We start from the raw sequence: 22,868 nt of genomic DNA on the forward strand, positions 1-22,868 counted from the left end.
GGATGAGCGACGGCAGATGGTTCGACCTGAACCCGCTTCCCGAGCTGTTCGGCCTGGCCGCCGCCGGGCGGGCGCTGCTGCCGAACGTGCCCGTCACCCCGGCCGCGATACTGAAGACCGTGACCGAACAGCTGGTCGGACGGCGGCTGACGGCCAAGGTGGACGGGCACGACGTGGGGCTCACCCTGACCGGCCTCGACTACCAGGCCGACAGCCTCAGCCTGGCCGCCACCGGCAAGGTCGGCGACGTCCGCATCGTCGTGGAGAACGTCGACTGGCCGGAAACCCCGCTGGAACGCATCACCGTCCTGGCGTCGAACGTCCGCCTCCGCTCACTCCCGTCCCCGGCCGCCATCCCCGAACAGGTGAAGATGGCGATCCGGGTGTCCCCCGAAGTCCTGCAGGCGCGTGTGGCCGAGGTCCGGCCGAGCCTCATCGTGGCCCCCGGCGACGACGGGCATTTCCATGTCCGCTGGAAAAGGCGGCCTCTCTGGGGACATCTCGCCCTGGAGTCCACTGTGGAGGGAGACGCCGTAGTCCTCCGGCCGATGTCCGTCCACATCGGACGTCGCCGGTTCGGCCCGCCGTCCCGCCTCAGGCCGATCGTGCTGCCCTTGCCGGAACTCCCGCAAGGGATCCGGCTCACCGCGGTCGAGGCGCACGACGGTCACCTTGTCCTGCAAGCGCTGGCGGAGGAATGGCCGGAACGGCTGTCCACCATCCCGCTCGGCGACCTGCTCGGCTGGGTGACGACCGCGGTGACCACGCTGACCCTGCCACGACTCGGCGGACGTTGACCGGCGATGGCCCTCGCCGCGGTGACGAGGGCCATCATCGGGTCAGCTGTGCAGCGGTCCCTGCGCGACGCGCACCGCGGTCGCGGCAGGCTTCGCGGCCGTGGCGGCAGCCGTTTCCGCCTGCGTTCCGGCGGACGACCGCACGAGACCGGCCGACTTCCCGCACACCTTCTTCTTCTCGTCCGAAGTCATCTTCTTGCCGACCGTCCTGGTCTGGCCCACGACACCGGGCGCCGGGCCCTCACCACTGAAGTTCCAGACGTACCACTGGTGGTGGCCCCATTTGCGCTTGTCGTACCACATGTCGTACGAGCCGCCGGCCACCCGCATCACCGGTGAGCGGTCCAGGCCGGCCCAGTAACCCGGGTTGACCTCGATCCGGGTCTCGACGCTCTCGCTGGTCTCCCAGCCCCATTCCTGGCCCCAGGTGCGCTTGTACGCGACCGACCAGTCGACGAGGAACTCGAAGCCCGCGCTCACGCTGATCTCGTTCGACACCGTGTTCTTCCCGCTGCGGGTGTCGCGTTTGCCGATCACCTGGGTGATCTTGTTGGCGCTGCAGTTGTACACCGTGTCGACGCGGCCCCAGCTGCCGTAGAAGTCCTGGCCGCGCTGGTCGACATGGGCGTTGCAATCCTTGGTGGCGCGGCCGCAGTCCTTGAGCAGTTCGGCGCGGGACGGCCCGCGCGAATACACCACCGAACTGCCGCGGTCGTTCATGTTCGACCCGTAGTTGCCGCTGTCGTTGGCGTACCACTCCTGGGTGTCGCCCTGGTATTCGGCGTCCGCGTACATCGTGATGTAGCAGTTGTGGAAGGTCTGGAACGAGGAGATCTTGTCGTTCCAGCCGCCGAGGAAGCCGATGGTCTGGTTGGTCCCCTCGACGCACGGCGACCCGGTGACGGCGACGCTCGCGCCGCCGAAGTTCGCGTGTTCGTACAGCACGCTGATCACGGTCGCGGAGGCGCCTACTTCTCCGGCCGACGCCGCGGCGAGGGATTCGCCGACGCTGTCGAAGCACCGGATCACTCCGGTGGCCGTGTCGGCGACGCAGTGATCGTCGCGCTGTTCGGCACTCGCCGGGACACCACCGGCGAGGCACACCACTACCGCGGCCAGGAAGGCCGCCCCGAGTCTGTACTTGCGCACGTCTGAACTCCCTGAGGAAGACGGAATACCGACCACGACCGGATCGGCCTCATGCAGTCCACCACGAGAAATCCGGCTTGCCCATGCAGAATGACCGGCAGACTGTTTTCGCTTACCACTGATCGGGACGACTAAGCCGATTCGCCGCGCTCGGCTCACAGTTTGCCCCCCGTTCGGCGGCGAACCACCACGGCAGATTCAAGTAGGTCTCCACCGACAGCGGCAGATCCGTTCGCGCCAACCGGGTGACGGCATGCTGGACGTCCGGGTTCGCCGCCCACTGCTCCGGCCGCGAAAGCAGGTCGTCGAGCACCTCGGCGATCCGCCGCAGACCGTCCACAGAGGACTCCGGGATCCGCTGCGCCCGCGCGGCCACCTTGCCCACCAACGAGCCGATGACCTCGCGAACCGTGGTCGGATCCGTACCCCGCGCGGTGTTCGACTCTTTCGACGCGCGGGCGAGCCATTTCGAAGTGAACGATCGACGAACGGAAGACGTCGCCGGTTTCCGGCGAAACGTTGGGGCAGAAGGAAAATCAGATCACGGACTGCTCCGAGACCGGCAGGCACACGGTGAACCGCGTGGCACCGGGCTCCGAATCGACCCGAAGGTCGCCCTGATGCCGTTCGACGACGATGCGCCAGGAGATGTCCAGGCCGAGGCCGGTCCCCTGCCCCACCGGTTTCGTGGTGAAGAACGGCTCGAAGATCCGCTGCCGCACCTCCGCCGGGATACCGGGCCCGGTGTCGCCGATCTCGACGTGCACGTGATCGTCCACTCTGGACGTCCGCAGGGTAAGTGTCCCTTCGGCCCCCATGGCGCCGAGCGCGTTGTCGATGATGTTCGTCCACACCTGGTTCAGCTCACCCGCGTACGCCGGGATCCTCGGGACCGTGTGGTCGTACTCCTTCACGACGCGGATCCCCGGCGCGGTCTTGCCCGCCAGCATGACGAGGGTCGAGTCGAGTCCTTCGTGGACGTCGATCCACTGGTGCGGGGCGCGGTCCATCTGGGAGTACTGCTTGGCCTTGCCGACCAGCACCGAGATCCGGGTCGTCGAATCCTCGATCTCGCCCATCAGCATCTCGGTCTCGAGCGCGTACGCCAGCCAGCGGACGGCGCCGTCGAGGAAGGTCTCCCCGACCGAGTCGAGCAGCCGGTCCAGGTCCGGCACGGTCAGGCCGGCGCGGACGTAGATGTCGGCGAGGTCCCAGCCCTGGTCGATCCCGTGGTCGTCGAACCAGTCACCGATCTCGTCCTCGCGGTCGGCCTGCTGCATCGCGGTCAGCTTCGGCGCCGAGGCGACCTGTTTGACCAGCTGTTCCTGGATGTCGAGCAACTGCTCCAGCAGCGTCGGGTCGACGTTCTTCTTCGCCAGCATCGCGAGTTTGTGCCGCATCCCGGCGACCCGCTCCCGCAGCGACGCCGTCGCGCGGACGGCTGCGGCCGCCGGGTTGTTGAGCTCGTGGGTCAGCCCGGCGGAAAGCTCACCGAGCGCCAGCAGCCGCCGTCGCGAACCGATGACGGTGTCGCTGTTGCGCCAGCCGAGATACATCCCCTCCAGCAGATGCGTAGCCATCGGGAACCAGCGGCGGAACTCGGTGGCGAACTCGGCCGCGGGCAGGGTCAGGAAGGTGAGGTCACTGACCGCGTGCACCGAAGCGCCGTAGGTGTGTTCGGTCTCCTGGTGCACGAAGAACTGCGTCGCACCGCAGTAGGCGCCGCGCTGATCGGACCGGATCGTCTCGACCTCGGTGCCGCCGACGAGTCGCGTCATCCGCAGCGCGCCTGAGAGCAGGAGGTAGAAGCAGGTGGCCGGTTCGCCCTCGCGCATGACCGTGGTGCCGCCGGTGTACCGCTCCAGTACGGCGTGCTCGTCGATCCAGTCGAGCTGTTCCTCGCTGAGGTGCTCGAAGAGGAAGAGCCCGCGCAGTTCCTCCCTGGGCAGAACGCTCACTGTTCCTCCAAATACCGGTGAACCAGGGTGACCGCCATGGCGCCTTCGCCGACGGCCGACGCGACGCGCTTCACCGACGCCGCCCGGACGTCGCCCGCCACGAACACGCCCGGGATGGACGACTCGAGGTAGTGCGGATCGCGGTCCAGCGGCCAGCCGGGCGGCGGGCCGCCGTCGGTGAGCAGATCGGGGCCGGTCCGCACGAAACCGTGGTCGTCGCGCTGGATCTCCGTACCGAGCCAGTCCGTGCGCGGCGCCGCGCCGATGAAGATGAAGAGGTGACCCGTGGGCACGGTCTCGGTCGCGCCGCCGTTCTCGCACAGGGTCAGCCGTTCGAGGTGATCGTCGCCGTGCGCCTCGACCACCGTGGTCCGGGTGCGGACGTGGATGTTCCCGATCCCGGCGATCTGCTCGATCAGGTAGTGCGACATCGACGCTTCGAGCGACTGGCCGCGGACGAGGATGGTGACGTCGGCGGCGTGTTTGGAGAAGAACACCGCCGCCTGACCGGCCGAGTTCGCGCCGCCGACGATGTAGACGTGCTCGCCCTTGCACTCGGGCGCCTCGGTCGCGGCCGAGCCGTAGTACACGCCGCGGCCTGCGAGCTCGGCGACACCGGGAGCCTCCAGCGCCCGGTAGGTGACGCCGCTGGCCAGCACCACGGAATGCGCGGAGATCTCGGTCCCGTCGCCGAACATGACCACTCGCGCGGAACCGCGTGCCTCCAGGCCCACGACGTCGCGGGCGGTGAGCACCTCGGCGCCGAACTTGAGGGCCTGCCGCCGCGCGCGATCGGTGAGCTGCGCGCCGGAAACGCCGTCCGGGAAGCCGAGGTAGTTCTCGATCCGGGAGCTGGTGCCCGCCTGCCCGCCGGTCGCCTTGCGCTCGACGATGACGGTGCGCAGCCCCTCGGACGCGCCGTACACCGCCGCCCCGAGCCCGGCGGGCCCGCCGCCGATCACGATCAGGTCGTAGAACTCCTGCGTGGGGCGGGTGGACAGGCCGACGGCGTCGGCGAGTTCCGGGCCGGACGGCTGGCGCAGCACCGTGCCGTCGGGTGTGACCAGCACCGGGATGTCCTGCGGCGCCGCGTCCGCCGCGTCGAGGATCCGGCGGCCCTCGTCGTCGTCGACGGAGTACCAGCGGTACGGCACGGCGTTGCGCGCCAGGAAGTCGCGCAGGTGGAACGACCGCGAGGAGTACCGGTGGCCGATGAGCTTGATCTCGTCGACCGGCCGCTCCCCCACCGCGCGCCAGGTCTCCACCAGCGCGTCGACGACCGGGTAGAGCTTCTCCTCCGGCGGGTCCCACGGCTTGAGGAGGTAATGGTCGACGTCGACGACGTTGATCGCCTGGATCGCGGCGTCGGTGTCGGCGTAGGCGGTCAGCAGCGCGCGGCGGGCGTTCGGGAACAGGTCCATCGCCTTCTCGAGGAAGACGATGCCGTCCATCTGCGGCATCCGGTAGTCGGCGAGGATCGCGGCCACGGCGTCGCCGCGCAGCTTGATCTCGCGCAGCGCTTCGAGGGCGTCGGCACCGGAATCCGCACGGATGATCCGATAGTCCTTGCCGTACCTTCTGCGCAGGTCGCGGGCGACCGAACGGGACACGGCGGGATCGTCGTCGACGGTCAACAGGATCGGCTGGCTCACCGGATCAGCCTAAGCCCTATTACGTTCGGGTCGTGCTGACCGAAGCCGAAGAAGTGATTCACGCCCGTGCCGCCATCGCGTGTGAGGCGGCCACGGCGGCGGGGCTTGCCGGTCGTTTCGCCGCCTGGCGCGAGGACGGTCTGCTGGCGGTCCTGGCCACGGCGCCGGAACTGCGGTTCCTGCGCACGATCTCCGGGGTCACCGAGGAGAACCTGCCGCAAGCCGTCCGGCTCGCCGGGGCGTCGTGCTGGGACGGCGATCCGCCCACGCTCGTGCTGCCGCCGGGCTTGATCCCCCGCGACGCCGGTCTCGTGCCCGCCGGTGTCCGCCCGATCGCGATCCTTGCGCTCACCGAACTCGCGGCGCCGGACGCGGACGTCGACGACTCGCCCGACATCGACGTCTTCCTCCGCATCCTGCTCGAGGGGTACGAAAGCGGCGATGCCGTGGCCGCGTTCGTGGCGGCCGAGCACGCCGTCCCGCGGATCCGGCGGTCGCTGCTGGTCGAGGACGGGGTGCCGATCTCCGCCGCGGCACTGAGTTCGCACGGGCCTGGCGTCGTCCTCGGCGGATCCGCCACGCCACGGCCGCATCGCGGCAAAGGCGCGCAGGCGCGACTGCTCCTCCACGGCCTGACCGCGGCCGCCCGCGAAGGCCACCGCTTCGCCGTCGCGACCGCGGTGGAAGGCTCACCGAGCCTGTCGAACCTGCGCCACGCCGGAGCCCGGGTCCACTTGCGACAGGCTTTCAGGCTTGGGTGAGTTTGCGCAGACGGAAGGCCAGTATGAGCAGCATCACGCCGTACAGCAGGGCGTAGATCCCCACGAGGAGCGCGATCCCGTACGCGCCGGCGATCGGATTGAACACGATCACGATGCCCGCGATCAGCGAAAGCGCGCCCGCCGCGATGAGGAACGCCTCGCCCTCGATCTGCTTGCGCAGCCGGATCGCCGCGACGATCTCGACGATGCCGGTGAAGATCGCCCAGAAGCCGACCAGGAGGGCCAGCACGAGCACCGTGATCCCCGGCCAGATCAGGACGAGGACACCGGCGATGATCCCGAACGCGCCGAGGACTCCGTAGGCGGCGCGATGAGCGGCGTCGCCCGGCCGGAAGGCCTGGATCAGGCCACCGATGCCGTCGATGATCGCGTAAACACCGTAGATGATCGCGAGGGCCAGGACGGTGGCGCCGGGCCAGATGAGCGCGAGTACGCCGAACAGGATGGCGAAAACCCCGCGCACGGCCGCGAGCGGCCAGGCCAGGCGGGGTTCGACGACGGTGAGACCGACGAGAGGCATTCTCCGGCTCCCTCTCTACGCGGACGGGGAACCCAGTATCGAAGCGCCGGAGGAAGACCGCGCGGCACACCACCCGTTCGGGCGTGGCTTTTCGGTCCAGGTGAAAGGGCCGGTGCGCGCCGCGACCGCCATCACGGCGCGCACCGGGGTCATCAGGGGTAGGCGACCAGGTTGGCCACGTTCGATCCCGAGTTCGCGGGTCCGCCGCGGTCATTGATCACCCGGCTGATGGTCCCGTTCCCGCCGAGGGAGACGGCGACCATGCTGCGGAACCGGACGTTCGGGTTGCTCGGCACCTCGATCGCGCGATCAGCCACCACACTCGGATTCACGTTGAAGTAGCAGTAGCTGCCGAGCCCGTACGCCTCGTGGTTCGTCACCGAGTTCGCCACCTTGTACGCCGCGTAACCCCGCGTCGATCCGTTCATCCAGGCGGCCTGATTCGGTGGGTCGTAAGGCATTTCGTTCTGGTAGAAGTACGTCCGGCCGCGCTCGCCGGTCCAGATCGTCTGGTACTTCTGGTAGTGCTCGACGAACAGGCCGTACATCGTGACGTCGTCGCCGTTGACGATCAGGCCGGTGTCGGCGGTGTTGGTGTTCCACCCGACCCCGCTGCCGTGGTCGGCGCGCCAGATCCACAGGTGGTCACCGATGACGTCGTCGCTGTTGACCACCAGGCTGTTGGTGGCCTTGCCGACGCCGGCCCCGCCGATGCGGAAGAACACGTCGTGCAACGAAGTCGGGTTGGCCGAGTGGTCCTGCGCCGAGTTCGCCGGGCCGACCTCCATGAGCGTGTTCGAGTTCGTGGTGCCCGCGTCGATCAGCACGCCCGCCACCTTCACGCCGTCGACGTCGGCCACCGTCATCGCGGTGATGCCGTTGTCCGGGATCAGCGTCGCCAGGCCGAGTCCGAGCACGACGGTGTCCGGCCGGGTGACTCGGAGCGTCTCGTCGAGGTGGTAGACGCCCGGGGTGATCAGGAGGTCCTTGCCTTCGGCGAGGGCCGCGTTGATCTGCGATGCCGTCGTACCGGGCTTCGCGATGAAGAACCGGCTGATCGGCAGCGACGACCCCGGCTGGCCCGCGCCCCAGGTGATGCCGGAGGCGTTGGTGCGCTTGGAAGGCACGAAGACCTGGTACGCGCCCGCGTTGTCGGCGTACAGGAACGGCTTCTCCCGCACGACCGGCGTCGTGTTCACCGTGGTGTACGGCGGATTGGGGAAACTGGTCGACGGCGCGCCGCCGACGCCGGCGAACACCATGTTCCAGTTGGAGCCGCTCCAGCTCCCGAACTGCGAGTTGCGCGAGATCCACTGCTGCTGCGAGCCGGACCGGACCTGACCGTCGACCTTCACGTCGGACATCCACCCGCCGCTGGACCAGCCGCCGTCGTCGAGCTGCAGGTTGCCGCGGACATGCATGCGGCGGTACGGCGCGGCCTGTGAAACGGCCCAGCGGTCGGTGCCGCCGTTGGGGTTCACGGACAGGTTTTCCGCGCCACGCCAGAAGTTCTGTGTCGCGTTGCCCTGGAACCAGTCGGCCTCCGCGTGCACCGCGCCGTTGATCGTCACGTTGTCGGGGGAAAGGCCGAGCCCGAGCACCTGCGTGTAGAAGCCGACGTTGACGTCGACGTTGTACGAGCCCGGTTTGAACAGCAGTGCCTTCCGGTTCGGGCCGAACTGGCTGGTCTCCTGCTGCGAGAACACGCTGTCGACCTGGGACTGGATCGCCGACTGCGACATACCGGGGTCGAACACGAGCACGTTCGGCCCGAGGTCGGGGTTCGCGGTGCCGGAGACCGGGGTGAGCCGGAAGGACTGGGCGCCGGTGCCGTTGCAGGCGTACTGCTGGAGCTGGGTGCTGTCCTGGGTCGAAAGACCGGGGATGTCCAGGCACTTGCCGCTGTTGCGACTCACGAAGTGATATGCCCCACCTGATTCCTCGACCGGCTGCCACTGCTGGTTGTTCCCGCCGCCGTAGGCCCACAGATGGATCAGCCCGCCGTCGGCCGTCGACACCTCGGCGACGTCCCACACCTGCGCCGGGTTGTTGCGGGTGTTGACCCGGTAATAGCCGCCCGAGGTGGGCTGGAACTGCCACTGCTGGGAAAAGGTCTGGTTGCAGACGTACTGCTGGACGACCGTCCCGTTCGCCGTTCCGGCGGCGCGCGCGTCCACGCATTTCCCGCCGGTGGTCGTCACCGTGTACCAAGTGTCGGGAACGATGGCCGCCTGCGCCGCCGGAGTCACCACCAACAGTGCTCCGACCAGGGAAAACAGGGCTATCAGGACTGCTCTGGCCCTCATCGGGACCTCCTCCGCGTCATTCGGGCAGGGCGAGCTGAGGCGGAGCCCAGTGGAGACGCGGCGTAGCGGGCGGGGACCTCGGCGTCACGATGGTCGAAAACGTAACGGCGGTCACACGCGGAGTCAATACACGGCTAAAAATAAGCCTCAAAGATGCAGGTCAGCGCCACTTCGACCGGCCAAGGCCGCATAGAGTGACCCCCGCGTGAACGGCCCGCACGGGCGGTGTAATGTATGGACACACGAGATGCGGAGAACAAAACCGCTCCGGGGCTATGGCGCAGCTGGTAGCGCACCTCACTGGCAGTGAGGGGGTCAGGGGTTCGAGTCCCCTTAGCTCCACTCTCTCGTAGAACCCCTTCGATCACGCCGTTCCGGCAGGTCGGGGGGGTTTCTTCGTGTCCGGGTCGATCTTGGGCGATCCACTTTGACCGGCGCTCTCGTTGTTCCTCCTGCCAGCGGCGACGGGAGCAGCAGAAACCGGGCCGCTTACGTTTGCGCAGCGGTCCGCGACCGGGTAGTCACCGGCGCCTTCTGCCACGGCCCCTCAGGGTGGGGACTGCGAGTGGCCTTGTGCCAACGACGTCGCAGATCCGCGAGCGACCTCGTCTCCACTTCAGACGCCACGTGCGAGTAGACCTCGATCACCCGGTTCGGCAGGTGATGACCCAACCGACCCATCAGCCCGGCGGAACCCGAACCCGCCACGAGGCCTGCCCCGTCTGCCCAACCCACGCCATGACAATCTCCACACCGTTCGGCCCCGATGAGGGACACCGTCGAGCACCGTCTCGAACAGACGACAGCGAAACAGTCATTGACGCTTCCTGCGATCACACGACCGGCCGGGTATCACGCACCGCGGTGCGTCCGCCCATCTCCACCAGCGTGACCTGGCCGTGCTCGTTCCGGAGGAACCGTCCGCTGCGGTGGCGGGTGTCCGCCGCCCGGGCGAAGACGTCGTCGTCGACGAACGCGATCTCGAAGGGCGGGGGCGCGGCCACTCCCGCGTCCTCGGGGACCACCATCTGCGCTTGCAGCACGTCACCGGACAGGGTGATGTCGATGGCGAGATCGCCGGTTTCGAACCGCCCGGTGTAGTCGGCCAGACGGCTCGCCGGAGCGTCGATGACTTGCCGCGGCGCAGGAGGAGCCAAGTTCGCGATGTGCTCGGTCGCCCAGTGCAGGACCGCGGTGCCCAAGGCCCCGCCGCCTCCACTGTTCGTCAGCACCGTGACGGCGAATTCCCGCTCCGGGATCATCACGAACTCCGACACCTGCAGAAAGCTGACGTTGCCGCCGTGGCGGACCAGGCCGGTGTCGCCGTGCCGGGTGCGCAGCCACGACAGCCCGACTTCTTCAAACGCCAGGGCCGCCGGTCGCTGCGGCTGGATCAGCGCGGTCCGTCCCGCGTCGCTGACGGGCCGCGATCCGCTCGTGTCGCCCGAGAGGAAGAACCGCGCCCAGCGAAGCTGATCGCGGGCCGAGGACCACAGTCCACCCGCCGGGTTCCCGGCCCGGTTGATGCCCAGCGACCGGGACACCGCGGGACTCCCGTCCGTGACCGTGTGCCCGACAGCGTGCGGGCGGAGGAGCACCTCCCACGGCAGGAAGAAGGACTCATTCATGGCGAGCGGTTCGAGGATCCGCGTTCGCACCAGGTCTTCGTAGGGGGTTCGCGTGAGGACCTCGGCAAGGTGACCCGCGAGCAGGAATCCGGTGTTGCTGTAGGAAAACGTGCTCCCGGGCCGGAAGGTCTGCGGGAGTTCGCCGAACTGCCGGACCGCGGCGGCGAGGGCGTCGTCTCCCCAGCCGGTCTCGATGTCCCGATCGCCGAGGAATCCGCCGGTGTGGGTCAGCAGGTGGCGGGCGGTGACGCGCTCCCGCGCGGCCGGGTCGGCGAGTTCGAGCTCGGGCAGGTAGTCCACGACCGGCGTGTCCAGGTCCAGTGTTCCCTCTTCCACCAAGGTCATCAGCAGAGCGGCGGTGAAGGTCTTCGTCGTCGACCCGATCATGAAGAGGGTGTTCTCGTCGACCGCTTGACCTCCCTCCACCGAGGTCGACCCCGTGGTCAGGACGGTGTCCTGGCCGCCGTGATGGATGCCGACCGCGGCGCCGGGCACGCCGGCTTTGCCCGCCGTCTCGTCGAGCAGAGCCTGCAGTTCAGGGAACGAGTCCGCCATCGGTCGCCTTCCTGTCGTGGGTGGTGAGATCGACGGTATGCGGCCGGCGTCAGTGCCTGTCCGTTGTGGACAACCAAAAAAGCCGGCCGGTTTCGTGTCGCCGGACAGTGGCCGGGGCCGGTGGCGTCAGCCCGCGAACCGGTGAAGGGCCGTCGAGTCGTCGGCCGTCTGGCTGCCCTCGGTGAGCCGGCCGGTGCGGCGGGGTCCGGCAGCGGCGTTCCGGCACAGGCGACATCGCGTGGCGGGACTTTCCCTTCGAGCGGGGTGGCCGGGTCGTGTCCGGACTGGACCATCAGCACCAGCGGTACACCGTGCCCGGTGGGGGTCTTGAGCCGTACGGCCGGGCGGTTCCAGAAGGTGCAGGGCGCGCCGAGCTGGCAGTGGCCCGCGAAGGGATAGACCCTGCCGAGACGCTCGCCCTCTGCGGCCAACCGAGCGCGGTCGCGGTTCCAGGGCGTGTCGTTGCACAGGATGCCGAACTGGGTACCGGCTACCGCATCGTCGGTGGCGAGTCCCGCCTTGCCCGGCGCGAGGGTCCGGGACTGCTCCTCGGTGGCGCGACGGCCGGGCATGCCCACCACCGCGCAGGGTCGCGATGTCCGGCGCTCGTTCCCGGGTGCGCCTGCCCGCGATCGTTCTCATTGCTCACGGGATCGAACCTAAAGGCGACCTCGACGCGCGTAATCCCGTTCTCTGCCCGAACCGGGGTATAGCCAGCGCTACCTCCGTCCTTGGGGGCCGTGGCCGTGATGCCTCTTTTCGAGCGGAAACGACGGCCGCCTGTTTCCGTCATGCAACATGCAATATATTGCAGCTGTCGATCACGAGCGGAGGTGATCCCGCAGATGCCGGGCGACGATCCGGGGCGACCCGAGGACGATCCCGCTCACCTCAGGTCCGCCGGCCCCCTCGTCGGTGTGCTCGGCGGCATGGGCCCGGCGGCCACGGCCGATTTCTACACGAGGCTGGTCCGGGAGACACCGGCGACGACGGATCAAGACCATCTGCGCGTGCTGCTGTGGTGCGATCCCACGGTGCCCGATCGCAGCCGGGCCTTGCTCGAGGGTGGCACCGACCCGACGCCGTGGTTGCTCCGCGGCGCCCGCGTGCTCGCCGCGGCCGGGTCGGACGTCATCGCCGTTCCCTGCAACACCGCGCACGCCTTCCTGCCCGCCGTGGCCGAGGAGGCGGGTGTTCCACTCGTGCACATGACCGAGCGAACCGGTCGATACCTGGCACGTCATCATCCGTCGGTACGGCGGGTCGGGTTGCTCGCCACGACAGGCACGCTGCGTACGAAGCTCTACGACGGCTGGCTGACCGACGCCGGGATCTCAGTGCTGGAACCGGACCCGGTATCGCAAGCCGATGAGGTGATGGCCGCGATCCGGTCGATCAAAGCCGGCGAGACCAGCTCGCAGCTGCTGCGCACGGCGGCGCGTCGCCTCGTCGGTCGCGGCGCGCAGGCGGTCATCGCAGGCTGCAGCGAAGTGCCGCTCGGCCTGGACTCGCGGGACCTTCTGGTTCCGTTGATCGACCCGGTCCAGGTTCTCGTGCGAACACTCGTCGCCTTGCACCTGTCAGCGAGGGCGAGTGAGCCGAGGCGCGATATACTGGACGCAGAATGTCACGATGGGACGAAGTACCGCTGGAGAGACAGCGGCTGAGTGACGCGGCCTACGAACGTCTCAAGGACGCGATCATCAGCGGTGATCTCGCGCCCGGCGAGCGAATCAAGGACGGTGACCTCGCCCAGCGCCTTGGGCTCAGCCGCACGCCGGTCCGCGAGGCTTTGACCCGGCTGGCCGACACCGGCCTCGTCGAGGCCAAACCCGGTGTCTACACCCGCATCACCACACTTGATCGCCAGGATGTCGCGGCCACTCTGGCCGTGCTCCGTACCTTGGACGAGCTCGCTGTCCGGACCGGGGTTCCCCGCTTGGCCGCGAACGACATCGGTCGCATGCGGCGAGCCAACGACCGGTTCGCTCGTGCTGTCGGCCGGCAGGACGTCGCCTCCGCTTTCACGGCGGACGACGCCTTCCACGGTGTGCTGATCGACGCTGCCGGAAACGCCGTCCTGCGCCGGGTCATCGATCAGCTGCACCCGCAGATCCACCGAATCCTCCACCGCAAGTTCTCGACATTGCTCGGCGGCCACGACACCCTCGCCCACCACGAGGAGCTTCTTCGCCTGTGCGCCGCCGGAGACGCCGACGGCGCCGCGGCCCTCTCCAGTGGGCATTGGACACACCTGGGCGGGCTCATCGACCAGCTCTTCGATGCCGACGACCTCGCTGTGCCGGAGTCACGCGCGAAGGCCTGACCACATCCGGTACTGCGGTGCCGGATGTGGTCAGGCCGTGATGTCAGCGTGCGGTGGGCAGGTAGTGCGGTGCCTTCCGGGCGTGGGTGGCCTGTTCGTAGGCGTAGGCGTAACCGAGCAGGGACGCGTCGGTGAGGCGGGTGCCGAGGAAGGAGACGCCGATCGGCAGCCCCGTCCGGGCGAAGCCACCCGGAACGGTGATGTGGGGATACCCGGCTGTCGACGTGCTGCGGGTGCTGCTGACGAAGGGGCTACCGCCGCCTCCGAAGATGGGTGGGGCGGGCAGGTCGGTGGCCGTCACGATCGCGTCGAGACGGTACTTCTTCACGACGGCGTCGATGGAGTCCCGGGCCTGTCCGGTCGCGGCCGCCCGGTGGGCGCGGTACACCGGGTCGTTCAGGTCTCCGTCGGTCTTGTCGGCCATCTCGAGCAGGTCTTGCTCGAAGCCCGGCAATTCGATCGCGGCGTACTTCTTGTTGTAGGCGATGAGGTCGGTGAGGTTCTTGGGGTGCCCGCCCGGGGTCGCCGCGAGATAGCCGTTGAGGTCGTGCTTGAACTCGGTCAGCACGGCGGGCAGCAAGTGCGGCTGGACCATTCCGATGACGTCGGGGACATCCGCCCCTTCGACGACGGTCGCTCCCAGCGCACGGAGCCGCTGAACAGCGGATTCGAAGACCCGGTCGACATCGCGGTCGATTCCCTCGTGCCCCTTGCGCCACACACCGATCCGCTTGCCGCGCAACGAATCGCGATCGAGCATGGTGCGGTGGTCGGTGGGCAGGGCGCCCGCCACCGGTGCCGTGGCCGGATCCGTCGCGTCGGCTCCCGCCATCACCGCGAGGGTCAGCGCCGCGTCGGTCACCGTGCGGGCGATGGGGCCGGGAGTGTCGTGCTGGTTCGTGATCGGCACGACACCGCCGCGGCTGACCACCCCCAGCGTGGTCTTCACGCCGACCGTCGACGTCGCGGCGGACGGGCACACGATCGAGGAGTCGGTCTCCGTACCGATCGTCACGGTCGCCAGCCCGGCCGCCGCCGCGGCGGCGGAACCGCTGGACGAACCGCACGGGCTCCGGTCGAGGACGTAGGGGTTGCGGGTCTGCCCACCGACGGCGCTCCAGCCCGGGATCTGCCTGGAGCCGTAGAAGTTGGCCCACTCGGACATGTTCGCCTTGCCGAGGATGACCGCGCCCGCATCACGCAGGCGCTGAACCAGGAACGCGTCCTTGGCCGGCTTCGCCGTGCGCAACGCGGTCGAACCCGCGGTGGTGGTTTGCCGGTCCGCGGTGTCGATGTTCTCCTTCAGCAGGATCGGAATACCTTCCAGCGGCCCCCGCGCCTGATGGGCGCGACGGCGGCTGTCACTCTGGCGCGCGAGAGCGAGCGCGTCCGGATTCGTCTGCACCACCGCGTTCAGACGCGGGTTCACAGCGTTGATGCGATCGAGGTAGCCGCGGGTGAGCCGCTCGGAACTCAGCAGCCGGATGTCCATGGCCCGCTGCAGATCCGGGATGGTCAGCCGGTCCAGAACGGTGCTCATCTCAGCGTCCGGGAGCGAGGTCGTGCGGTCGTCGGCGTGCGCCGCCGCGGGCAGCAGAAGACAGACACCTGTCAATGCGGCCACGATCCCACGCCGTCGTGTTCGACCTGACGAACGCATTGTTTCCTCCTTGTTCGAGCACCGTTCACGGCGCCCCGAAATGGTGAACTTTCTGACGCGGGGATCGATTTCCTGCCGCGTGTACCGGCTCCAATTCCGGATAGCTGAACCTTAAGCCGTCCACCGGCCCGAGGCGATGACACCAGCTGCCCACTCGGGGTGGGGTTAACCCCACCCCGTCCACAATGGAACACGTTCACCAGGGCAGCGCACACGCCGGATCATCCGGCCGGGTGATCGCATCCTCCCGGAACAGGAACCACAGCTTCTCGGCTTCACCTGGGGAATCCCGCTTCCTGCTGCCTCGACGATCTCAAGATCGAGTAACTCCGGAGGGAGTAGACCGAACCGGGCTTCGGTGCGCAACCGCACGCAGAAGCGGCACCCGGTACGAACATGCCGAAGTCCCACCCAAGGCAGTCCCGACCATCTCACGCACGAGGGACGAGGGTTCGTATCCGGGCACGAGATCGACCGATCCACTTCGTCGAATTGAACGAACCGAGCACGCTGCCGCGAGGACTAATCTGCGAGTGAATACCAACTGATCCATTCTCGCCTGAAACGGGCAGCGCCCCGAATACACGCTTTCCATCACCGGGCACGGAAACGGAGGTTGTCACCTTGAATACCGTCATCGACAAGTCGCACTGGCAGCGACGGCTCACCGATCTGGCCACCCGGCATCGAGTGCCGGGTGCCACGCTGGGCATCCTGCGGCTGAGCGAAGGCGCCGATGAGGTCGTCCTGGCACGGCACGGGGTGCTCAATTCCGCCACGGGGGTCGAGGTCACCGACGACTCGGTCTTCCAGATCGGGTCGATCACCAAGGTCTGGACCGCGACAGTGGTGATGCGACTGGTCGACGAAGGCCTGCTGGACCTGGACTCCCCTGTCGTCGAGGTCCTGCCCGAACTGAAGCTGGCCGACCCGGTCGTCACCAGGAAGGTGACGATGCGGCACCTTCTCACCCACACCAGTGGCATCGACGGCGATGTCTTCACCGATACCGGCCGAGGCGCAGACTGCCTGGAACGCTACGTCGCCGGCCTCGCCAACGCCGCGCAGAATCACCCGCTCGGCGCGACATTCTCCTACTGCAACTCAGGATTCGGACTGGCCGGCCGGGTGATCGAGAAGCTGACCGGCACGACCTGGGACACCGCCCTGCGCGACAAGCTCTTCACCCCGCTCGGGCTCACCCACACCGGAACCCTCCCGGAGGAGGCCCTGCGATTCCGCGTCGCCATGGGACACCTACCCGACAAGACAGGCACCCCGCGGCCCGCACCGGTATGGGGGCTGCCCCGCTCGGCAGGACCGGCCGGGCTGATCAACTCGACCGCCGCCGACGTGCTGGCCTTCGCCCGGCTCCACCTCACCGGCGGCCTCGCCGCCGACTGCACCCGGCTCCTGTCCGAGGAAGCGACAGCCGAGATGGCCCGGGAACAAACCACCCTCCCGGACGTCCACGTACTCGGCGATTCCTGGGGACTGGGCTGGATCCGGTTCGCCTGGGACGGGCAACGACTGCTCGGGCACGACGGCGGCACCATCGGACAGAACTCCTACCTCCGCATCCTGCCCGACCAAGGCCTCGCGGTCGTACTGCTCACCAACGGCGGCAACGTAGGAGACCTTTACGCGGACCTTTACCGGGAGATCTTCGCCGACCTCGTCGATGTCACCCTTCCCGTACAGCCGGCACCCGCCGACGTCCCACCGAACGTCGATACCCGGCACCACCTCGGAACCTACGAACGCTCCGCTACCCGGATCGAGATCTTCGAAAAGGACGAGAACCTGTGCATGCGTCACATCATCACCGGACCGATGGCAGACCTGACCCCACAACCGGTCCACGAATACACCTTGGTCCCCATAACCGATTCACTCTTCGTCTTCCGAGCGCCCGCAACTCACCGATGGACACCCGTCACGTTCTACGCACTTCCCAGCGGGGAACGATACGTGCACCACGGCGCACGCGCGACACCGAAAACCTCCTGAAAACACCGTCTCCGGACGGACGGAACACGACCCCGACGCGGCTTACACCGAGACGGAGAAGCCCGGTCACGGTCAGTGCCGCGCCCCGGCCGGGGGGAATCCCAAGAACTGCCAGGGCCGAGTGAAGACGCAGTTTCTCGTTGAAGAGTGCGGGATATTGGATCTGCGTGTAGGCGAGATCGAGTTGCGCGCGCAGGTCATGATTCTCACGCCGCAGACGGTCCACCAGCACGCGCAGATCGTCGGGGTCTGACCGGCGAGCGACATTGTCCGATGTGGACGGTGCGGCAGTGAGATCGTCGACGATGCCGGGAAAATGTCGGCGGACAGTCCGCACGCTCGGGCGAGGCCGAGCACTGTGGTGGCGGAAGCTGTGCGGGATGCGCTGGATGCCCGTGCAGGCGGCGCAGTTCCGACGAGGGCGCCGAACTCGTCGTCTTCCCGCGCCGCGCGGCTCGCCACGGCGTCGATCAGCGTCTCCCGGAGTTCCTTGCCGAGCGGCGGTATCGGGTTCTCTTCGGCGCTGCGGCAACCATGACCTGACACTGCCATTTCTGGGCGAGTGTCGCGCGAGACGCCAGGCGGTCACGCACATCACAGCCGGTACCGGCCACCACTAACCGGCTTTCTTTCCGCCGAGGCTGTTCATGGTGTTGTTGATCGTCTCCACTAAGTGGTGGCCGGTGCCGGGCATCATCACCACGTCACCATTTTCGCCCAGATATGTCATGATTCGCCCGCCCTGGTCGGCGAGGTCGATCGCGGTGATAGGCGAGCTGCGTTCTCGCTGTCCGTCCGCGCGGTGAGCGGTGTAGATCTGATGCACGGCCTTCCGTGGCCGGGCGAGAACGTCCTGGAGGTGGTCGCGGTCTCGTGTGTCCACTGGCTCAGCCAACGGATCGACTCGGTCGTGTTCGGGGTCATCGTAGAAGGCCTGTGTCATGCGCACTGCCCGCACCGGCGCGCCCGGCACCTCCGGCAGCGTCTGCACAAGTGCGGTGGCATGCCATCGATCCTCAATCGGGGCGAGGGCGACCACCTCGTCATCAACGACGACCCGCAACGCATCCCCGCTGCGGGAGGCGATCAGGATCGAGCAGGCGCGCCCGTCAGCGAAGTTGCAGAACGCGTACCACTCGCGGTCCGCCTGCCCCAGCGCGGTCACGGTGTCGCGCCATAGGGGATTGAGCCGTCCGTTACGCGCGAGCCCCACTGCCGCCAGGCTCGCGAGTGCCCGGTCCTCCAGTGCGCGACGGGCTTCGCCGGTGCTCCAATAATGCAGGTTCGTGCCGAACGCCGGAGGCAAGCCGTCGCTGACGTCGATCATGTCCCACGCGGACAGGAACAGCATTTTCGGGACAACGATGGGACGGTCGACGACAGCCACGATAGACACACTCCGACATGAACAACCGGACAGGAAACCCCGCGGTCGGGTGGGGATCGGTGAGGGATTACGCGCCGATCGTCGGCGGCACCGGCGGCAATCCCGTGGTCGGGTCTACGTCGTTGGTGTCCGCTCTCGGGAACAAGCTCTCGTCCTGCACGTACTTGCGTGTGCGTTCCCTGTCCTCGTCTTTCGCTCCGCGCCCTGCCACCGGAGCCATCCCGGCAGGCCCACTGGTCAGGCGGCTACCCGCGCCGCGACCGGTGCCGGCGCCACCGCGTCCTGATTCCTCGGCGAGGCCACGCGCGCCGCTGTGGCGACCGGCGCCCGCCGCCCCTCCGACGTTGCCCACCTTCCCGGCACCACCAATCCGGCCGGCACTACCGAGACCCCCCGCACCGCCGACCAGGTTCACTCCCCCCGCGGTAGGGCCATTGCTCCCGCTGGGACCCGAAACCCCTGGTGCAGCGGCATTCGGTGGCGGCACAGTGGCACGCGGATCGAGGGAGTGGTAACTCGCGGCAGTGATCTCATCACCGCCAAGCCGGACCCTGCCGGCGGCAGGCGTATTCGCTGAACCAGGACCGGTCACCGGTGCAGAGTCGATATGCCCACCAGGACCAGCGACCACCTCAGGCGCAGGCGCACCACCCGCCGTCGGCATGTCCGGATTCCCATTTGAGTGCACCGGATGATCCTCGCCGCTCTCACTACGTGCACCGAAACCCCGCACGGGTGTCGAGTCGTCCGAGGAGAATGCTCCAGCGTGTCGATAAGGAAAGATCCCGTAGTCCACACGTAAACTCGAACCTTGCCCGTCCAGCTGGGCCGCGTAGTCGTCGTAGACGGCGATATTGTGGCGGCCTGCCTTGTTGTAGGCGTCGATCGCGGCTTCGGTATCGGTTGTCCACGGTGTCACCACATCGTAGAACCCTTTGTCCGGCGGTGCGCCCATCGGCTCGAAAGAGTGCTTCGCCCGCACGAAACTACCCGCCGAGTCGGACACGTTGCCGCTGTTGTCGGTGAACACCTCCCGCGCGGAATCCATCACCTCTGTGAACTGCCGAGTGTTACCACGGGCGGCTTCGGCGGCACGACCCGTCCACGCCGGTTCCAGATTGTTCAGCATCGACACGAGATTGTTCGAGATCTCCGCGTGCCGATCGGCGACAGCCCGCGCCGTGGTGGCGTTGGCGTTCCAACTGTCGGGCGACCCTTGAGCCATCTGCTGCACAACCTCAGGTATCGGCATCAGCTGCGCCTGAGTGCCCACGTTCCCGCTGAGCACATCCCGCGCCCACTCGACGCCGTCCCGGACAGTGTCCACGATCGCGGTGCCGGCCTCGTTCGCCTCATGCAGTAACGCCTTCGCGGCGGTCCCGAGCTGGTCAAACGGAAACATCGCTACGCCGCCTTCGCCTTCAACGTGGTCACCACGGCCTCCGCCGCCTTCCCCGCGGCATCACACGGATCAACAACGCCTCGCTTTGCCTGGCCGACAACAGCCGAGACGTCGAACGCGAGATCGTCGGCGAGTCCGACGGAAACCTGGCAGAAATCGGCCGGCGGTTCCTGACCTGGATTCCCGGCATGCCCTACACCGGGAAAACCCTCAACGCTGGCCAGCGGCTTCCACACACCCGACTTCGGCCGAGTGTTCTGGTACACCTTGCTCAACCCCTGACCGGTGGTGGTGTCATAGGTGATCAAGATCCGGGATCCACTCTCCGGATTCGACCACGAACACGCCCGGCCGACCCCCGGAGTGGTGTCGTTGAACACGTCCAACGGTGCGCCCAGAAGAAAACCCGTTTGCGCCGCTGTGAGAGCCTCCTTGCAGGGATCGCCAGCAAGCACCGACGCCGGCAAGGGATTGGTCACTTTCGGCGCTCCCGCGTACGGCAAACCCGATGGCGAGGACGATGGCGCCGCACCCGTGGACGCAATCGATGTGGGCGACGCCGTGCCATCGGACGCCTTTCCCGTGCACGCGGCCACCACGCCCGCGACAACTGCGACCGTCGCGACGGTCACGAGCACATCCCGGCGCATCAAAAGTACCCCGTCGTACCCGACTGAGACGTCGGAGTGAGCGACTGGCCGCCGACCCTCCGTATCTCGTCCTCGGCGGTAGCCTCACGCCCGTTAATTTTGGCGAAAGCCTCTTTGATCTTCGCTTTCAGCTGTTCAAGATACGCAATCTCTTTATCGATCTGCGCCAACCCGTGCTCAAAAGCGCCATTCGCACCGTTCACCAACCGAGCGTTGTACGTTCTGCTCGCGGGATCCGATGCCGGTGGTTGCACACTCTTGAGTGTTTCCGCATGATGCTTGAGCGCGTACAACCTGTCCAACTCATGGGCAGCCTGCTTGAGCATGTCTCGAGCCTCAACCGGATCCAGCGTGTAGCCGCCCGCCGCCGCGCCCGCAGCGAGTGAGGCCGCCCCATGGTCGACGGTTCTCTCATAATCACGCCCCTGCTCCACGATGGCGACATCCACACCCGCCAACCACGGATCGACCTGTCTTTCTGGCTGTGTCATGGCTGCTCGTGTCCCCTCGCGCCCGCCCTCAACACCAGTTCGATCAGCGCGACCGATCAGCCCGTGATCGGCTCAACAGATCAGCCGCACCGATCACCGTAGCCGACAGATCACCCCGCGTGGACCGCTGCAGATAAATAGTTCACCGAAACTGACCAATAGATCACGACGACGACCACCCCCGCAACTATTGAGGGTTAAGGCAAACGTGGCGTGGTGTCGGGGCGTGTCACGAAAGCCACCTTCGCGACGTTGGATGTCCCGAAGGTGGCTTTCGCGACGTGGGCGGTGGCGGGGCGCATGGCCGGCCCAGGTGGTCGGCCAGTACGTGATGGCCCCCTTCATTGCGCCTAGCGCAATGAAGGGGGCCATCACGTACTTCAGGCGACCTGAGCGGCGGACCGTGGTGGGGCTCGTGAGTGGTAAGGACGGTTCTAACCGTCCTTACCACTCACGAGGCCCGCCACCACGACACGCCGCGTTTGCCCTACTCCTCAATAACTGCTGGTCGACGAAGAAGATGATGTTGCCGATCACCCCGATGGCGAGGTGGACGGCCGGGAACTCGCGGATGAAGACTTTCACGTTCACTCCGGAGGACTACCCGCCGCGAAAGCGGACAACCACTCGATCAGCCGGAACAAGCGTTTGACACAGCAACGAACGGTTCGCGCACCGTGGCGGGGGTATCCGCAACAAAGCCGCGAGTGGGAAGGGGGCACGAGATGTGTCGTCTGTTCGGTTTGTCCGCCGCACCACACCGGGTGCACGCCACGTTCTGGCTGCTCGAAGCACCGGACAGCCTCGCCGCGCAAAGCCGGCGCGAACCCGACGGAACCGGCCTGGGCATCTTCGACGGAGACGGCGAACCGCATGTGTGGAAGCAGCCGCTGGCGGCGTACGAAGACAAAAAGTTCGCTTATGAAGCCAAACAGTGCGAATCGGCGACGTTCCTCGCGCACATCCGCTACGCCTCCACCGGCGGCCTCGAACCGGCCAACACCCATCCCTTCCGGCAGCACGACCGCCTCTTCGCCCACAACGGCATCATCGGCGACCTTCCCGCGCTGGAACGACGGCTCGGCGACTACCGGCACCTCGTCGACGGCGACACCGACTCCGAACGGTTCTTCGCCCTCGTCACGAAGGAGACCGACGCCCACCACGGCGACGTCGGCGCCGGCATCATCGCCGCCGCCCGGTGGGCAGCCGAGCACCTGCCGGTCTACGCGATCAACCTCATCCTGAACACCCCGACCGAGCTGTGGGCGCTGCGCTACCCCGACACCCACGACCTGTACGTGCTGCAACGTTCTCCCGGCGGCACGCACGGCAATCGCCACCTGGAACACGCCAGCGCCGCCGGCCGCATCCGCGCCCGCTCCGGCCCCTTGGCCCACCACCGCGCCGTCGTCGTCGCCAGCGAACGCATGGACGAAGACCCCGGCTGGCACAACCTCAAAGCCGGCCAGCTGCTGCATGCCGGCCCCGACCAGGTCGTCACCCGTCGCACCATCCTCGACCACCCGCCGAAGCACCCGCTCACCCTCGACGACCTCGGCGCCCACGCGGCCGCGTCTCAACAAGGCCAGTAA

Annotated in this window: 17 protein-coding genes, 1 tRNA gene and 1 pseudogene; 7 read left to right on the top strand and 12 right to left on the bottom strand. The window is 67.5% G+C overall.

What is annotated here, in order from left to right:
• The first annotated feature begins 2 nt into the window (after window positions 1–2).
• The gene (locus H074_RS31240) at window positions 3–797 is read left to right on the top strand and encodes an LmeA family phospholipid-binding protein (protein WP_007034081.1); all 795 of its coding nucleotides are present in this window, start codon (window positions 3–5) and stop codon (window positions 795–797) included.
• A gap of 42 nt (window positions 798–839) precedes the next feature.
• Here H074_RS31240 and H074_RS31245 read toward each other — a convergent pair whose 3' ends face one another.
• The 4 genes from H074_RS31245 to H074_RS31260 all read right to left on the bottom strand — a co-directional run bounded on the left by H074_RS31245 (window position 840) and on the right by H074_RS31260 (window position 5,556).
• Window positions 840–1,946, bottom strand: a complete 1,107-nt coding sequence (locus H074_RS31245; RefSeq protein ID WP_007034082.1) for a peptidase inhibitor family I36 protein — start codon at window positions 1,944–1,946, stop codon at window positions 840–842.
• A 112-nt stretch (window positions 1,947–2,058) separates the two neighbouring features.
• The gene (locus tag H074_RS31250; protein WP_007034083.1) at window positions 2,059–2,331 is read right to left on the bottom strand and encodes a hypothetical protein; all 273 of its coding nucleotides are present in this window, start codon (window positions 2,329–2,331) and stop codon (window positions 2,059–2,061) included.
• A 151-nt stretch (window positions 2,332–2,482) separates the two neighbouring features.
• Window positions 2,483–3,904, bottom strand: coding sequence for an ATP-binding protein (locus H074_RS31255; protein ID WP_007034084.1), 1,422 nt, complete (start codon window positions 3,902–3,904; stop codon window positions 2,483–2,485).
• Complete coding sequence (locus tag H074_RS31260) at window positions 3,901–5,556, bottom strand: NAD(P)/FAD-dependent oxidoreductase (protein WP_007034085.1); 1,656 nt, start codon at window positions 5,554–5,556, stop codon at window positions 3,901–3,903. Before H074_RS31260 ends, H074_RS31255 begins: the two co-directional genes overlap by 4 nt.
• Before the next feature lie 32 nt (window positions 5,557–5,588).
• On the opposite strand from H074_RS31260, the gene H074_RS31265 reads away from it, so the two are divergent.
• Window positions 5,589–6,317 (top strand): hypothetical protein, encoded by a 729-nt coding sequence (locus tag H074_RS31265; RefSeq protein ID WP_007034086.1) that lies wholly within the window; start codon window positions 5,589–5,591, stop codon window positions 6,315–6,317.
• Here the strand turns inward: H074_RS31265 and H074_RS31270 are convergent.
• Both H074_RS31270 and H074_RS31275 read right to left on the bottom strand, forming a co-directional pair.
• A complete protein-coding gene (locus H074_RS31270; protein WP_007034087.1) occupies window positions 6,304–6,858 on the bottom strand; it encodes an HdeD family acid-resistance protein in 555 nt (184 codons plus the stop codon). The genes H074_RS31265 and H074_RS31270 overlap by 14 nt on opposite strands.
• Window positions 6,859–7,010: 152 nt before the next feature.
• Window positions 7,011–9,164 carry an RICIN domain-containing protein gene (locus tag H074_RS31275; RefSeq protein ID WP_039923728.1) on the bottom strand — a complete coding sequence of 718 codons (2,154 nt, stop codon included), beginning with the start codon at window positions 9,162–9,164 and terminating at the stop codon, window positions 7,011–7,013.
• A 269-nt stretch (window positions 9,165–9,433) separates the two neighbouring features.
• Between H074_RS31275 and H074_RS31280 the strand changes: the two genes are divergently transcribed.
• Window positions 9,434–9,506, top strand: a tRNA-Ala gene (locus tag H074_RS31280).
• Between the two features lie 491 nt (window positions 9,507–9,997).
• On the opposite strand, the gene H074_RS31285 is transcribed toward H074_RS31280, so the two are convergent.
• Window positions 9,998–11,347, bottom strand: a complete 1,350-nt coding sequence (locus tag H074_RS31285) for a serine hydrolase (RefSeq protein ID WP_007034089.1) — start codon at window positions 11,345–11,347, stop codon at window positions 9,998–10,000.
• A gap of 845 nt (window positions 11,348–12,192) precedes the next feature.
• On the opposite strand from H074_RS31285, the gene cuyB reads away from it, so the two are divergent.
• Window positions 12,193–13,014 (top strand): cysteate racemase, encoded by an 822-nt coding sequence (gene cuyB, locus H074_RS31290; RefSeq protein ID WP_051072049.1) that lies wholly within the window; start codon window positions 12,193–12,195, stop codon window positions 13,012–13,014.
• Window positions 12,972–13,673 (top strand): GntR family transcriptional regulator, encoded by a 702-nt coding sequence (locus H074_RS31295; protein WP_007034091.1) that lies wholly within the window; start codon window positions 12,972–12,974, stop codon window positions 13,671–13,673. Before cuyB ends, H074_RS31295 begins: the two co-directional genes overlap by 43 nt.
• Window positions 13,674–13,716: 43 nt before the next feature.
• Here the strand turns inward: H074_RS31295 and H074_RS31300 are convergent, their stop codons facing one another.
• The gene (locus H074_RS31300) at window positions 13,717–15,297 is read right to left on the bottom strand and encodes an amidase (RefSeq protein WP_007034092.1); all 1,581 of its coding nucleotides are present in this window, start codon (window positions 15,295–15,297) and stop codon (window positions 13,717–13,719) included.
• Window positions 15,298–15,969: 672 nt separating this feature from the next.
• Between H074_RS31300 and H074_RS31305 the strand changes: the two are divergent.
• Window positions 15,970–17,343: pseudogene (locus tag H074_RS31305) on the top strand (serine hydrolase domain-containing protein); the annotation flags it as partial.
• Window positions 17,344–17,959: 616 nt separating this feature from the next.
• On the opposite strand, the gene H074_RS31310 reads toward H074_RS31305, so the two are convergent.
• From H074_RS31310 to H074_RS31325, 4 genes are all read right to left on the bottom strand, one after another.
• The gene (locus H074_RS31310; RefSeq protein ID WP_007034094.1) at window positions 17,960–18,730 is read right to left on the bottom strand and encodes an ESX secretion-associated protein EspG; all 771 of its coding nucleotides are present in this window, start codon (window positions 18,728–18,730) and stop codon (window positions 17,960–17,962) included.
• A 67-nt stretch (window positions 18,731–18,797) separates the two neighbouring features.
• Entirely contained in the window at window positions 18,798–20,132 is a 1,335-nt protein-coding gene (locus H074_RS40420) for a WXG100 family type VII secretion target (RefSeq protein ID WP_039923734.1), read from the bottom strand.
• 2 nt (window positions 20,133–20,134) lie between these two features.
• Window positions 20,135–20,764, bottom strand: a complete 630-nt coding sequence (locus tag H074_RS31320; RefSeq protein WP_161630706.1) for a DUF3558 domain-containing protein — start codon at window positions 20,762–20,764, stop codon at window positions 20,135–20,137.
• Between the two features lie 17 nt (window positions 20,765–20,781).
• A complete protein-coding gene (locus H074_RS31325; RefSeq protein ID WP_051072041.1) occupies window positions 20,782–21,273 on the bottom strand; it encodes a hypothetical protein in 492 nt (163 codons plus the stop codon).
• A 725-nt stretch (window positions 21,274–21,998) separates the two neighbouring features.
• Between H074_RS31325 and H074_RS31330 the strand changes: the two genes are divergently transcribed.
• A complete protein-coding gene (locus H074_RS31330; RefSeq protein WP_007034098.1) occupies window positions 21,999–22,868 on the top strand; it encodes a class II glutamine amidotransferase in 870 nt (289 codons plus the stop codon).

The sequence above is a fragment of the Amycolatopsis decaplanina DSM 44594 genome (assembly GCF_000342005.1).
GTDB lineage: Bacteria > Actinomycetota > Actinomycetes > Mycobacteriales > Pseudonocardiaceae > Amycolatopsis > Amycolatopsis decaplanina.